The sequence below is a fragment of the Xaviernesmea oryzae genome, assembly GCF_900109605.1.
GTDB lineage: Bacteria > Pseudomonadota > Alphaproteobacteria > Rhizobiales > Rhizobiaceae > Xaviernesmea > Xaviernesmea oryzae.
In genome coordinates this window covers 89,890-103,376 of record NZ_FOAM01000006.1, presented here as the reverse complement: position 1 = coordinate 103,376, position 13,487 = coordinate 89,890, and the positions used below count along the sequence as shown (strand labels likewise).

The window sequence follows — 13,487 nt, the reverse complement described above, 5'->3', positions numbered from 1 at the left end:
TGGTTAACCGAGTCTTACTTGCGCGGGCCACCTCAGACCCAGCCAGCCAGCTCCCGACGCACGACATGTTCGAGCACCGTCATGCCATCGGCGCTGTCGTTCAGACAGGGGATATGGGCGAATTTCTCGCCTCCGGCATGGTGAAAGCTCTCGGCCGCCTGTTCGGCGATTTCCTCCAGCGTTTCCAGGCAGTCGGACACGAAGCCGGGATTGACCACCGCGATCCGTTTCACCCCTTGTGCCGCCAGCGCTTCCACCGTCTTGTCCGTGTAGGGCTGCAGCCATTCTTCTGGCCCGAAGCGGGATTGGAAGGTGACCTGCAGTTTGTCCTTCGACCAGCCCAGCCGTTCGCGCAGCAGCCGCGCGGTCTTCTGGCACTGGCAGTAATAGGGGTCGCCCTTCTTGAAATAGGATTGCGGGATGCCGTGGAAGGAGGTGATCACCACCTCCGGCTCCCAGTCCAGCGTGGCGAGATGGCGGGTGATCGAATTGGCCAGCGCATCGATATAGATGGGGTCGTCGTGATAAGGCGGCACGGTGCGCAGGGCCGGCTGCCAGCGCATCTTCAGAAGCGCCTTGAAAGCCTCGTCATTGACCGTTGCCGTGGTGGCGGCCGCATATTGCGGATAGAGCGGGAAGACCAGGATGCGCTCGCAGCCTTCGGCCTGGAGCGCCTGCATGCGCGATTCGATCGAGGGATTGCCGTAGCGCATCGCCCAATCGACCACGACATTGGTCTGCGACTGAAACGCCTGCGCCATGATCTCCGCCTGGGACCGTGTGTAGGTGCGCAGGAAGCTCTCGTTGCGCTCGGTGTTCCAGATGCTCTGATAGGCCTTGCCCACCTTGCCGGGGCGGGTGTTGAGCACGATGCCAAAGAGGATCGGATACCAGAACACCCGCGACCACTCGATGACGCGCTTGTCGGTGAGGAACTGCTTGAGATAGCGCCGCATCGGCGCATAGTCCGTTCCCTCGGGTGTGCCCAGATTGACCAGCAGAACGCCGACGCGGCCGTGCTTGACCGGCGGGTGGCTGGCAGGCTTCACGCCCGTGGGCGAGGGGGCGCCGGAAAAGGGATTGATGGTGGCGCCGCTGGTCGAAGAGGGGGTCGTGGAAGCTGGGTTCATGCGAAGGATCCTGTCTCGGCTCTCCGGCCTTGGGTCAACGCGTCGAGGCGCGCCATCGGCCAGAGGGGTTCTGGCGCCTTCGGCTGTTTCCGAGGAAACCCGTTCAGCGCCACATCGTCTCGTTGTGCGGCCATGCCGCCTGTCCGGCCGAAACCAGGGCAGTGAAGGTTTTTCGGATCGTGTGCAAGATCCTGATCCGATGGGGTGCGCCGGCGTTTTTTCTCCACGCATCCATCTCAAGGCCGCCGCCCGCCATTACGCGTACACCTGCCGGATGGATGTAAAAACGGCAACCGGCCCGGAAAAGCCCGGACCGGCAATTTCGGCCAGTTTGGCCTGCGACCTATTGTCCACGTGGCGGCCTGTGCCGCTACGTGCTCGGCCTATTGAGCCGGAAGGACCAGCGCCTTGCCGACGATCAGACGGCGCGGCGCCGGCTTGCCATTGGCGTCGAAGATCACGCGCCACTTCTCGCCATCCCCATAGGTCTCTTGCGCAAGATCCCAGAGCGTATCGCCCTTGACGATCACATGCGTTCGCGGCCCGGCAGAGGTGGGTTGGCTTGCGGCTGGAGCAGGCGCTGCGGGAGCAACCGGAGCTGGGGCAACCGGAGCCGGAGCGGCCGATGCCGGTGCAGCCGGCGTCGGCTGATTGACTGGCGCAGGCGCGGTGGGCGCTGCCGGAGCCGGTGCGGCCGGGGTGGGAGCGGCAGGCGCGGGCGTTGCCGGGGCGGGAGCGGCAGGCGCGGGCGTTGCCGGGGCGGGAGCGGCAGGCGTGGGCGTTGCCGGGGCCTGTGCCGTCGTCGTCGCAGGGGCCGGGGCGGTCGTTTCCGGCTTCGGCGCCGGCTTGTAATCCGCCGGCGTCAGGTCGGTGATGCGCCCGTCGGTATAAGGCTTGTAGGGCGAATGCGCGGCGATGAAATCGGCCGTCACATCGGCCAGATCCGGGCCGTAATCATATGCGTTCTGGCCATTCTTGGCGAAGATGCTGTAGCCGTCGCCGCCGCTGCGCATATAATTGTTGGTCACCACGCCATAGGTCTTCTCCGGATCGAGCGGCACGAAACCATCGCCGTCCTTGACCTCGATGGCGCTGATGCGGCTGCCAGCAGGCTTCGACTTGTCGAAGCTGTATTTCAGGCCCGAGACTTGCGGGAAGCGGCCGGCGCCGTCGTCGATCTGGCTGACACCGTTTTCAAGTGCCGCCTGGAGATCCGAACCCTTCAACTGGAAGGTAGCGAGCGTGTTCTGGAACGGCAGGACGGTGATGACCTCGCCTTGCGTCACTTCGCCTCCGTCGATCGAGGCGCGAAGGCCTCCGCCATTTTGTACGGCGATCGAGATGCCCTGGCCTTTGACACGGTCGAGCATGGCGTCGGCCACCAGATTGCCCATCGAGCACTCTCTGGCGCGGCAAACCTCTCGCGCTGCTTCGATCGGGCCTTCGCTGGCGCCGATGACCTTGGCGCGCAGATCGGCAATCGGCTTGGCCAGTTCAGCGATACGCGTTGTCATGCCCGAATCGGGGGTGAAGCTCGAATCCAGCAGGATCGGATCGCCTTTGGCGCTTTTCACCACGCCATTGTCATCGAAGGTGATGACGATATCGCCCAGATACTTGCTGTAGGAGGCCGCCGTCACCACCGGTACCTTGTAGCCGCCGGGATTGTCCGACAGCGTCGGATAGGGGCCGGCCGCCTTAGGGTCCGTGTTGGACAGCAGCGTATGCGAATGGCCGCCGACGACGACGTCCACGTCGGGAATCTTGGCGATCACATCGACATCGCGGTGATAGCCGACATGAGTCAGCGCGATGATCTTGTTGACCCCTTGCGCCTTCAGCGCCTGCACTTCGGCCGTGATGGCGGCGACGTCGTCCTTGAAGGCGACATTGGGGCCTGGCGAAGCGAGTTCCGGCGTATCGACCGTCGTCGCGCCGACGATGCCGATCTTCTGGCCGCCGATCTCCATCACGGTCGAGCGCTTGACGTGGTCGCCAAGCGCCGAACCGGGCTTGATCTCGACATTGGCCGAGACGACCGGGAACTGCACCTTGTCGAGGAAGGGCGCGAGCGCCTTCTCGCCATCGTCGAACTCGTGATTGCCAAGCGTCATCGCGTCGAATTTCAGCGCATTGACGATCTCAAGCTCGGCCGTACCCTTGTAGGTCGTGTAGAAGAGCGAGCCCTGGAAATTATCGCCGGCATTGAGCACCAGCACGTTCTGACCGGCCAGCGCCGCGCGGCGCTGGTCGAGCGCCGTCTTCAGCCGGGCCGCGCCGCCGAAGCATTGATTCTTGCTCTCTTCCTCGGCCGAGCAGGTGGAATCGAATTTGTTGATCGCTTCGATGCGCGAATGGAAGTCGTTGATATGGAGAATTTCGAGCGTGTAGTCCGCGAAGGCCGCGCCCGAGGACAGGGACAGAAGCGAGGCGGCGAGAAACCCGGTTCGAAGGGTTTTTGTCATGGTCGTCTCCAAGGTCGTTCCTAATCACAGGACGGTCTTGCCTGGCTGAGGCGCCCGCAGCCGGGCTGCGGGAACGCTGTCTTCGCCGGCGTGGTTCTCGCGCAGCGTGTCCAGTCCGTCTGGCGGAATGGTTTCATTCCCATCGGAAGACATCAAGCGGAATTTGCCGACGTCGCGAAACGTTCATATGAGCGGCGGCTCATCCGCGCACGCCTATTGAGCACAAGCGATTATGCTCGCGCCGACGCCAGCGACGTCACGATGTTATCGTTCAGCTGCGGCGGGTGAGCGAGAATTGGGAGCCGGAGTCTGTCGTGCAATTCAGCTGGCTTGGCGTGGCAAGCGCGCAATTGACCTTGGACTGGGTCTTGCGAACCATGGAGGTCATGTTGATCTCGACCAGCTGCGGCGTGACGTTGGTGTAGCTGCCGGAGGCCAGCACCTGGTTGGTGTCGGTCGTGCGGGTGGTAAAGGTGCCACCGGCAAAGGTGGAGACAATGCCGTTCGGATCGACCCAGGCGCCATCTACACCTGCGGGCGTGGCCGGTGCCGTGCCGTAGACCGGACGATAGACCTCTTGCGGCGCGGATTGACAGGAGGCGGCCAGCGCAGCCAGCGAAAGAGTGAACCAGGTGGCGATACGTGTCATGCTTTCAAGTCTCTCCTGCGGGGCTTGCCGATCCGCGCCCCCTGGCCTGTCAGGGCCCTTCCGACGAACCATGCCGAATGCAGCCTTCGAAAGCAATATGGCACAGAGGCTTATCAGGACGAGGGCCCCCTGCGGCGATGCGCCAGAAGGCAGGCACCGACATGAAAAAGGGGCCGGCCCCGCAGCGGGCTCGCGCCACGCTTTGGAACCGACCCCGTCAGATTGGGTCAGGCCGATTTAGCGGACCAGGATGTTGCGGAACTGCCAGGCATCCTTCTCGTCGATATCCTCCGGGAAGAGGCCCGGGCGGCCATCGAGCGGGGTCCAGTCGGTGTAATGGCCTTCGACCGGGCCGAGATAGGGCGTCTGCACCTCGAGGCAGCGCTTGTAATCCATCTCGTCGGCTTCGACGATGCCGGCGGTCGGGTTTTCGAGCGCCCAGACCATGCCGGCCAGGACGGCCGAGGTCACCTGAAGTCCGGTGGCGTTCTGGTAGGGTGCGATCTTGCGGGTCTCGTCCAGCGAGAGGCGCGAGCCGTACCAATAGGCGTTCTTCTCGTGGCCATAGAGCAGCACGCCGAGTTCGTCGATGCCGTCGACCAGCTCGTTCTCGTCGAGAACGTGGAGAACAGGCTGCGCCTTGCCGCCATTGCCGAACATTTCGTGCAGCGAGAGCACGGCATCATTGGCCGGGTGGTAGGCGTAATGGCAGGTCGGGCGGTAGCTGACTTCGTCGTCCTTGTCGCGGACGGTGAAGAAATCGGCGATCGAGATCGACTCGTTATGCGTCACCAGGAAGCCATATTGCGGGCCGGGGGTCGGGCACCAGGTGCGCACGCGGGTGTTGGCGCCCGGCTGCTCCAGATAAATGGCTGCCTTGTTGCCCTTCTTGTGCTTCTGGGCGTTCTTCGGCATCCAGTTTTCATGCGTGCCCCAGCCGAGCTCGGCGGGCTGCAGGCCTTCGGAAATGAAGCCTTCGACCGACCAGGTGTTCCAGAAGACGTTGAGCGGCTTCGGGTTCTTGGTGCGCTGGGTGTCACGCTCGGCAATGTGGATGCCCTTGACGCCGACCTTCTTCATCAGCTTGGCCCAGCCTTCGCGATCGTCCTGCGCGGGCTCGTCGAAGGAGAGGCCGGTGTCCTTGGCGATGTTGACCAGCGCCTGCTTGACAAACCAGGAGACCATGCCCGGATTGGCGCCGCAGCAGGACACGGCGGTGGTGCCGCCCGGGTTCTTTTCCTTTTCCTTGCGCACGGTTTCGCGCAGCGCGTAGTTGGTGCGCTCGGAATTGTCCATGTCCTTATCGAAGTAGAAGCCCAGCCAAGGCTCGACCACCGTATCGATATAGAGAACATCGAGCTTGCGGCAGAGCTTCATCAGGTCGAGCGAGGAGGTATCGACCGAGAGATTGACGCAGAAGCCCTGGCCTTCGCCTTCGGTCAGAAGCGGCTTCAGGATATCCTTGTAGTTTTCCTTGGTCACATGCGCCTTGAGGTGGCGCACGCCATGCTTCTTCATGATCTCGACATCGGCGGCTTCCTCGCGCGGCTCGATGACGATCAGGCGGCTCTTGTCGAATTTAAAGTGGCGTTCGATCAAAGGCAGGGTACCGCGGCCGATCGAGCCGAAGCCGATCATGACGATCGGGCCGGTGATTTCGCCATAGACCGGATAGGTCACCGCGGGCGCTTCCGGGACGGCAGGTTCCTTCACGTCCACAGAGGTCTTTTTTGCCATTTGAGAGTCGCTCCTTCTTTTGCAGCGTCAGGCTGGTGGGGATTGCGTTAACCCCGCCTTTTATGTGTGGCAGGCCTAGAACACAATTCCATGTCACAATAAAGAGCTGTCGCTTTTTCTCAAAAAATAGGGCCTGACATCCTACTCCGCGTCCAGGATCGCGGGGATCAGCCCGCGCAGCGAATTGCCCATGAAGAGCCTGCCTTGTCGGACCTGGCGCAGCGTCAGGCGCTCCACCCGCGCGCGCCTGGCGCAGATCAGCGATGTGCGCAGCACGCCGGCCAGAAGGCCGTAGGCAACGGGTGGGGTCTTCAGCGTGCCGGAGCCGTCATCGAGAAAAAGCGAGGTGATCGTGCCTTCGCAGGGCAGGCCGGCCTCGTTGAGGATCAGCACCTCGTCGGCCTCGTCAGCCGTAAACTCCGCCCGCGCCTGATCATACAGCGTCCTGCGGCTCACCTTGTGGCGCAGCAGGCGATCGCGCGATTGTGCCTTGACCCCCGCAATGCGCAGGCGCCAAACCGTATCGGCGGCATGGGGCGTGAAAGGCGCCGAAGCGAGACTGAGCGCGCCCTCGCGCGTCAGTGCCAGCCGCAGGCGCAGGGCGCGCTCGGCCGGCAGCGCCGCAAGCTGCGCATCGAGAAAGGCAGGTGCCGACGCAGCCCCGGCAAAGCCCAACCGCCCGGCCGAGCGGGCAAGCCGGGCAAGATGAAAACCTTGCCGGACGACGCCTTCCCCGGGCGCAAAACGCATGGTCTCGAACAGGTGATAGTCACTCACGCGGGCTCGCTCCCTGCGGCAATGAGCTGATCACCCACGGCAAAGCGCGCTTTCAGCAGGCATTCTTCATATTCCGCTTCCGCCGTCGAATCAAAAACGATGCCGCCGCCGACATGGAAGGTGGCTCTCCCATCGTCGAACAGGGTGATCGTGCGAATGGCGACGTTGAAGCGCATGGAGCCGTCAGGCGCGATCCAGCCGATGGCGCCGCAATAGGCTTCGCGCGGACCCACCTCCAGCGCCTGCAGGATTTCCATCGCCCGGATCTTCGGCGCGCCGGTGACCGAACCGCAAGGAAACAGCGCCGCGAAGATCTCGCGCAGCGTCAGGCCGGGCAGCAGCATCGCGCTGATATGACTGACTAGCTGATGGACGGTCGGATAGGTTTCGACCTCGAAGAGGGCAGGCACATCCAGCGTGCCGACCTCGGTGATGCGCGAAATGTCGTTGCGCAGGAGATCGACGATCATCCGGTTCTCGGCCTGCGTCTTGGGATCGGCGAGAAGGGCTTCGACGATTGCTGCGTCCTCCGCCGCGCTGGCACCACGCCGGGCAGTGCCCTTCATCGGATGCGTTTCGATCCTGCCCCCGGCATCCACCTTGAAGAACAGCTCCGGCGAGCGCGAGAGAATTTGCGGCCCGTCAAGCGCTACGAAGGCGCCATAGCGCACGGGCTGTCGGGCAATGAGCGACCAGAAAGCGGCAAGCGGATCGCCGGTCCACCTGGCCTCGATGGGCATGGTCAGGTTCGCCTGGTAGCAATCGCCCTCGGCCAGGTGCCGGTGCAGCCGGTCGAAGCGCCTGCGATAGGCCGACAGATCCCAGGCGGCCTTCGGCTCGCTCAGGAAGGGCTCGTTTTCAACGCGCTGGCGCGGGCTGCCAAGCGGATGATCCGCGATCGGCCCTTCGAACAGCCCGAAGGAAAAGAGCGGCGTTTTTCTTCGGCCGGCGGCAAAAGGCGCAAGCTTTCGTTCGAAGAGATGCCCGGCCTCATAGGCCATCAGCCCGGCAATCCAGAGCCTCTGCGCCCGCGCCGCCTCTAGCTTCGCAAAGCCGGCTTCGAAGTCCTCCGGGGTCCAGGCGGTGACGATCTCCACCGGCTCGGCAAACAGCATCGTCCGGTCCGCGGGATCGTCACGAAAGAGGATGAAGTTTTGCGAGGACGCTGCCCTTGCCATGTCGATCCCGGATATGAATGTCCTGCCGTCGTCTCAGATGGGCGATGGAGCGGCGGACCGAAATGTGGAAACCGGCCTTCGGGCAGTCCGATGCACCATCAAAAGCCTGCATCCGGTTCGGATTTTCGCCTCGATGCTCAAAGCGCAAAGCCCTGGCTCGTTGCGGCCGGGCCTGATCCGGCCATCGTCAGCCATCGAACAGTGGATCCTCGGGACACGCCCGAGGATGAGGCAAGCGGCAGGTTCGTTCTCAGGCCGGCGAGACGCCTTCCGCCGTCACGCGATGTCACGCCATGCGGGTCTTCTCGGATCCTTATTTGCCGGGGATCGGCCGATGGACGACGTCCTGCAGCGCCTTGCGGATATATTCGTTGCCGGCGATGATCGAGCGGCTTTCGAGGATCTTGTTGCCGCCATCGAGATCGGACACCCAGCCGCCGGCTTCGCGCACCAGAAGCATGCCGGCCGCCATCTGCCAGGGGTCGAGCCCGCGCTCCCAGAAGCCGTCGAAGCGGCCTGCGGCCACCTGGGCGAGATCAAGCGAGGGCGCGCCGAAGCTGCGCAGGCCGGCGACTTCGCCCATGATATGGCGCAGCTCGACCAGATAGGTGCCATGGTTGGTGCGGCCGAGATAAGGGATGCCGGTGGCGATGATGCAATCCGACAGGGTGCGGCGTGCGGCCACGCGCAGGCGGCGATCGTTGAGGAAGGTGCCGCCGCCGCGCTCGGCGGTGAAAAGCTCGTCCAGCGCCGGATTGAAGACGAGCGAGGCGACGATCTCGCCCTGGCGTTCCAGCGCAACGCAGACGGCGAATTGTGCGAGCCCGTGAAGAAAATTGGTCTTGCCATCGAGCGGCTCGACGATCCAGCGATGCGCGCCGTCCGTCCCCTCGATATCGCCGGCTTCCTCGCCGAGGAAGGCATAGGTCGGGCGCGCCTTCATCAGTTCTTCGCGCAGGATCTTCTCGGCCTTGCGTGCCGCCTGTGCCACGAAATCGCCTGGCCCCTTCATCGAGACCTGCAGGTTCTGCACTTCGCCGTAATCGCGCGACAGCGAGCGCCCCGCCTTGAAGGCAGCCTGTACCATGACGTTGAGAAGAGCTGAACGCGCCATCCCGCTTGATCCTTTTTTCAATCGGCAAGCCGGACGCATGAAGGCCGGCGGAAAACCTTGTCATAAAACCGTCGGCACGCAGCGGCCGACCGCATCCGCCCATATCGCTGGACAGCTGCATGCTCGAAGGCCTCTGGAAGACCATAAATGCGCAAGAAGTTCAAGCCTGCAAGCCGGCTCCTGCCGGGAATGACGGGCTTACAGTGCCTTGACGCGCTCGTCGATCCTAAGGACGGATCGACCGGTGCGGGTCTTCCATGTCGAACATCACCAGGCCCGCTTCATCCCGAGAAGAGGATGCTTCAGCGCGGGCGGAAGAGATCGGCGGCCTTGCGCGCCTCGGCCACCTGCTCGTCGGGCAGCCCTTCCATGAAGTCCTCGAGTGCCGGGTCGCGCAGGCCGGCTTTGAGCGAGAGCAGCGCCCATTTGCCGGCTTCGACGGGGTTGGGCTGGGTGCCGATGGCATTGATATAAAGATGGGCGACGCGGTTTTGGGCGATGATGTTTCCGTTTTGAGCGGCAAGCCGCATCCAGCGAAAACCTTCTTCCAGATTGCGGTCGCCGCCAAGCCCGTCGATCAGCCAGATGCCGGCATCGAGCTGGGCCGTGTCGAAGCCTGCTGCCGCCGCGCGCAGCAGCCAGCTGCGGGCAGTGGCGCGCTTGTCGTCGCTGATCCCCTCGACATTCATATAGATCTGCGCCAGCGCATATTGCGCGTCGGCAATGCCCTTCTCGGCCGATTTCTCATAGTAAGGCAGCGCTGCCTTCAGGCCTTTCTCGCCCGGCATGTCGGACACCAGAAGCTGCGCATAATTGAACTGCGCCGAGCCATTGCCGAGATCGGCGGCGTCACGCATCAGCTCTTCCGAGCGTTTGCGGTCGCGCGCAACGTCGCGGCCCTCCATCAGCATCAGCGAGAATTTGAACATGGAGACGGGATCGCCGGCATTGGCGGCCTGCTCGTACCAGAAGGCGGCATTCTTGGTGTTGCGCGGCACGCCGAGCCCATTGGCGAAGAGTTCGGCAACCAGCGTCTGGGCGGCAGGATCGCCCTTCTGGGCGCGCGGCAGGGCAAGCTCCATGGCTGTCAGGTAGTAGCCGCGCTGAAAGGCGCCGTAGGCGTCGTCGGGCTTGCCCTTGAACGGCTTTTCCTTGGGCAGAGGCGGCAGAGACGCGCCCATGCGATCCAGCACGTTGACGCCGCCCGACGGCGCGATGGCGCCGGGTGCCGGCGGCGGCGTGCCGGACGGATCGAGCTTCGGCAGTTCCTCGACCGGCAGTGCCGCGCCATTGAAGGGCGTGATGCGCCCGCGCTTGGGCGAGGCTGCGTCATCGCCCGTCACCCGCTCGCCAAAGGTTGTGTCCGCAGTCGGTGCGGCATCGCCCATCGTTTCACCGGGAAGCGGCGCGCTCGGCACCGGCGTTCCTTCCGGTGCTGCCGGATCGACGGCGGCGGCCCCGCCTTCGGGCGAAACACCCGGCAGGTTGATGTCCTGCGCAAGGGCGCCAAGCGGCGTGCCCTCCAGCAGAGCGGCAAGCGCAAGCGCCGCGCAGCACATGGCAGGGCGGAGGAGGGCGGTCCGGAAGAGGAGCGAGGTCGGCATCATATCCGGCGGATTAATCCTCAAACCGTGGCGCTTTTTCGTCCAGCAGCGCATTGACGGCGGCGACGGCCTCGCCGGGCGCCGGTGCCGAGAAAATCGCCTGACGCAGGGCCACGAATTCCGCTCCGGTCTCCGCCACGGCAAGCGCGGATTGCAGATCGGAGCCGCCAAGCACGATACAGGGAATTTCGATCATCGAGGCCCACCATTCGCCAAGCGCGAGGTTCTTGGGATGCGCCTCCGGCTTGATGTCGCCATCGAGCTTGCCGAAAAACATATAGTCGGGCCGCGCCTCGCCGATCTCCAGGGCCTGATGCCGGTCGGCCGCGCCTCCGGCCCCGACGATCAGCTTCGGCGTGAACTTCTCCACCGCTTCCGCCACGGCCTCGCCATTGCCGGAGATATGAAGCCCGTCGGCCTTGACCCGGCTGGCCACGCGGCTGTCGCCCGCGATCAGCGCTGCCGCTCCAGCCGCCTGAATGATCGGCACCAGCCGCTCGGCCTGCTTCTGGAAGGCCTGGTCGTCCAGCGTGCCCTGCGGCAGGATGACCGAGGCGACATCGCCGCCCGCCAGCGCTGCTTCGAGAAGCTGCGCCTGTCGTTCCATATCATCCAGCGCGGGCACCACCAGAACCAGGCGGCAACGATCGTCTTTCGTCGTCATGTCTCTCCTCGACGGACCTTTGAGGCAGGCCGCGAACCTTGAAAAAATGCGCATTGCGTCGCGATGCTTTTCCCTTACAGCATGTCGCCGGATCGTGGGAAACGCTTTTGCGGATCCGATGCGGGAAGGCCTTTGCCGGGGAGGACGGTGCCGGCCTGCCCCGACAAGAGCGGCCGGCAGGCGCCGAGGAGGAGAACCGACATGCTGCCCGACTTGAATTTCTATCTCGTGGCCATTCCAGCCGTGCTGCTCGTCGGCTTTTCCAAGGGGGGCATGGGCGAGGCACTGGCCCTGATGGGCGTGCCGCTTCTGTCGCTGGTGGTCTCGCCGGTCAAGGCGGCCGCCCTGCTGCTGCCGATCCTGATCGCCATGGATATGGTCTCGCTTTGGGCCTGGCGGAAGAATGGCGACCGCAGGACGCTGCTGATCCTGCTGCCCGGTGCGCTGGCGGGCATTGCCATCGGCTGGGCCACGGCGGCGGTGGTTCCGCGCGACGCGCTTCGCCTGATCATCGGCCTGATCGCGGTTCTCTTCGCGCTGCGCTATGCCGTGCTCGTCTGGCGCGCGCGCCACGGCTATGTCATGACCCCGAAGCCGCATCGCCCTGCGCTGGCCGTCCTGCTGGGCGCCTTCTCCGGTTACGGCAGTTTCGTCGCCCATGCCGGCGGACCGCCGTTCCAGGTCTATGCCCTGCCGCTGCAACTGCCGCCGCGCGACTATACGGGAACCATGGTGCGCTTCTTCGCCATCTTGAACGCGGTGAAGCTCATTCCCTATTTCGCGCTCGGGCAGTTGGATACGGAGAACCTGATCGTTTCCGTCTCGCTCTTTCCCTTCGCGGTGGTTGCCACCATGGCGGGTGCCTTCTTCGTGCGGCGCATGAGGCCACAGATCTTCTACCCCTTCATGTATGCCATGGCTTTCCTCGCCGGTGCGCGACTCATTCACGAAGCGCTCGGTGCACTCCTGGACACACGCTAGAAAGGCTCATCAACAAAGCGCTACAGTCAGAAGATGCAATTTGGAAGCGAGAGCTGACATTGAGACACTCTTTTTTCGCGAAAAGGCAAAAGCAAAGACATCTTTCTTAGCCCCTAAAGTGACAATCCGCTTGCTCATAAGAAAGTTTTATCTTAGCGTTCGCTCATGTCCCAAGTTGATCCTTCTCTTATGTCTCAAGTTGATCCTTTCAGTGCCATCTCCGATCCCAACCGGCGTTATCTGTTGGAGGAGCTCCGTCGCGCGCCGCGCACGGTCAACGAACTTGCAGAGGGCCTGCCCATCAGCCGGCCCGCTGTCTCGCAGCATCTCAAGGCGCTGCTCGAATCGGACCTCGTCTCCGTTGCCCCAAGCGGAACACGAAGGATCTATACTATCAACAAAAAGGGATTCGACCGTGTCAATCTCTGGCTAGACCAGTTCTGGTCATAGTTTCGTCAGTCTCCGTCCGTCATCGAAACCCTCTCCACGACAACATTCTGCTACATCGTTCCGCCTGTATATTGGTGGGCAGGTCCTGTAATTCGCTCTGCTTCAAGGTCGGTCGTCTATTGAAGATCGTCTACCTTGCTGTGCTATTTTTTATTTGAGAATGCTGTATTAAGGCTGAGTGACGGGCAGTGTCTGTTTCCTGCGTTCAGCGGTTTGCCGCATCTGGTTTAAGGCGCAAGTGGCTCCGATTGAGATCGGTCACCTTCGCCCGGTCGGTTCAAGTGCCGGAAATGGTAGGGCGCCAATGCAGGATGTCTTCAGCATGATAGGCGCTGGAGGAGGTTCCGGAATGTTCAGTCCCTGCGTGATCGAGTCTTGTCGCGACACGCTCCGATTGGTCAGTGGTGCCTGTCTATAGGCGCTTTAAATCTCCCTCTCGGCGCTTCACAATTCGGGTGAAGAGCTCCCACTTAGTTCGTGGATGCTTTCGTTTTCGGCCAAATTGCGTGGCGATCCCCGCAGTTTCGGCTGTTCTGCCAGCTCATGAGTGGAGCAGGCGAATACAACCGTGATGCCGGTTCGTCGCTGACACGCTTCGGCGTATGAAGGGTAAGTCGTGGCTGTTTTTCGATTGGGTATCGGCCGCGATTTGACCGCGCAGCCCGAATGGAACAGCGCGCGGACAGCGTATATTCGCAAGCCAGCGATGGCGGACGGCTTGATGCATCCTCATGGTCG

11 protein-coding genes are annotated in these 13,487 nt (G+C 63.1%); 2 read left to right on the top strand and 9 right to left on the bottom strand.

Annotated features, from left to right (window positions below):
- Nucleotides 1-32 precede the first annotated feature (32 nt).
- From hemH to BMX61_RS09175, 9 genes are all read right to left on the bottom strand, one after another.
- The gene (gene hemH, locus BMX61_RS09215) at nucleotides 33-1,130 is read right to left on the bottom strand and encodes a ferrochelatase (RefSeq protein ID WP_083639364.1); all 1,098 of its coding nucleotides are present in this window, start codon (nucleotides 1,128-1,130) and stop codon (nucleotides 33-35) included.
- Nucleotides 1,131-1,513: 383 nt separating this feature from the next.
- Nucleotides 1,514-3,595, bottom strand: a complete 2,082-nt coding sequence (locus BMX61_RS09210) for a bifunctional metallophosphatase/5'-nucleotidase (protein WP_075627051.1) — start codon at nucleotides 3,593-3,595, stop codon at nucleotides 1,514-1,516.
- A gap of 271 nt (nucleotides 3,596-3,866) precedes the next feature.
- Nucleotides 3,867-4,244 (bottom strand): outer membrane lipoprotein Omp10, encoded by a 378-nt coding sequence (omp10, locus tag BMX61_RS09205; RefSeq protein ID WP_075626943.1) that lies wholly within the window; start codon nucleotides 4,242-4,244, stop codon nucleotides 3,867-3,869.
- 237 nt (nucleotides 4,245-4,481) lie between these two features.
- Nucleotides 4,482-5,882, bottom strand: a complete 1,401-nt coding sequence (locus tag BMX61_RS09200) for a homospermidine synthase (RefSeq protein WP_075627052.1) — start codon at nucleotides 5,880-5,882, stop codon at nucleotides 4,482-4,484.
- A gap of 240 nt (nucleotides 5,883-6,122) precedes the next feature.
- Nucleotides 6,123-6,758, bottom strand: a complete 636-nt coding sequence (locus BMX61_RS09195; RefSeq protein ID WP_075626944.1) for an aminotransferase class IV family protein — start codon at nucleotides 6,756-6,758, stop codon at nucleotides 6,123-6,125.
- Entirely contained in the window at nucleotides 6,755-7,936 is a 1,182-nt protein-coding gene (locus BMX61_RS09190) for an aminodeoxychorismate synthase component I (RefSeq protein WP_075626945.1), read from the bottom strand. The genes BMX61_RS09195 and BMX61_RS09190 overlap by 4 nt, the downstream gene beginning before the upstream one ends.
- A gap of 313 nt (nucleotides 7,937-8,249) precedes the next feature.
- Nucleotides 8,250-9,050 carry an inositol monophosphatase family protein gene (locus BMX61_RS09185; protein WP_075626946.1) on the bottom strand — a complete coding sequence of 267 codons (801 nt, stop codon included), beginning with the start codon at nucleotides 9,048-9,050 and terminating at the stop codon, nucleotides 8,250-8,252.
- Between the two features lie 302 nt (nucleotides 9,051-9,352).
- Nucleotides 9,353-10,438 carry a tetratricopeptide repeat protein gene (locus tag BMX61_RS09180; protein ID WP_234794646.1) on the bottom strand — a complete coding sequence of 362 codons (1,086 nt, stop codon included), beginning with the start codon at nucleotides 10,436-10,438 and terminating at the stop codon, nucleotides 9,353-9,355.
- Between the two features lie 229 nt (nucleotides 10,439-10,667).
- Nucleotides 10,668-11,318 carry a thiamine phosphate synthase gene (locus BMX61_RS09175; RefSeq protein WP_075626947.1) on the bottom strand — a complete coding sequence of 217 codons (651 nt, stop codon included), beginning with the start codon at nucleotides 11,316-11,318 and terminating at the stop codon, nucleotides 10,668-10,670.
- 201 nt (nucleotides 11,319-11,519) lie between these two features.
- Here BMX61_RS09175 and BMX61_RS09170 point away from each other — a divergent pair, with 201 nt between their 5' ends.
- Together BMX61_RS09170 and BMX61_RS09165 are read left to right on the top strand one after the other, a co-directional pair.
- Entirely contained in the window at nucleotides 11,520-12,299 is a 780-nt protein-coding gene (locus BMX61_RS09170) for a sulfite exporter TauE/SafE family protein (RefSeq protein ID WP_075626948.1), read from the top strand.
- Between the two features lie 189 nt (nucleotides 12,300-12,488).
- Nucleotides 12,489-12,749 carry an ArsR/SmtB family transcription factor gene (locus BMX61_RS09165; protein WP_075626949.1) on the top strand — a complete coding sequence of 87 codons (261 nt, stop codon included), beginning with the start codon at nucleotides 12,489-12,491 and terminating at the stop codon, nucleotides 12,747-12,749.
- The last annotated feature ends 738 nt before the right edge of the window (nucleotides 12,750-13,487 follow it).

Bases quoted from the DNA above. Each gene is read 5' to 3' on its own strand.
- hemH (WP_083639364.1), bottom strand. From the start codon at position 1,130: ATGAACCCAGCTTCCACGACCCCCTCTTCGACCAGCGGCGCCACCATC.
- BMX61_RS09210 (WP_075627051.1), bottom strand. From the start codon at position 3,595: ATGACAAAAACCCTTCGAACCGGGTTTCTCGCCGCCTCGCTTCTGTCC.
- omp10 (WP_075626943.1), bottom strand. From the start codon at position 4,244: ATGACACGTATCGCCACCTGGTTCACTCTTTCGCTGGCTGCGCTGGCC.
- BMX61_RS09200 (WP_075627052.1), bottom strand. From the start codon at position 5,882: ATGATCGGCTTCGGCTCGATCGGCCGCGGTACCCTGCCTTTGATCGAA.
- BMX61_RS09190 (WP_075626945.1), bottom strand. From the start codon at position 7,936: ATGGCAAGGGCAGCGTCCTCGCAAAACTTCATCCTCTTTCGTGACGAT.
- BMX61_RS09185 (WP_075626946.1), bottom strand. From the start codon at position 9,050: ATGGCGCGTTCAGCTCTTCTCAACGTCATGGTACAGGCTGCCTTCAAG.
- BMX61_RS09180 (WP_234794646.1), bottom strand. From the start codon at position 10,438: ATGGGCGATGCCGCACCGACTGCGGACACAACCTTTGGCGAGCGGGTG.
- BMX61_RS09175 (WP_075626947.1), bottom strand. From the start codon at position 11,318: ATGACGACGAAAGACGATCGTTGCCGCCTGGTTCTGGTGGTGCCCGCG.
- BMX61_RS09170 (WP_075626948.1), top strand. From the start codon at position 11,520: ATGCTGCCCGACTTGAATTTCTATCTCGTGGCCATTCCAGCCGTGCTG.
- BMX61_RS09165 (WP_075626949.1), top strand. From the start codon at position 12,489: ATGTCTCAAGTTGATCCTTTCAGTGCCATCTCCGATCCCAACCGGCGT.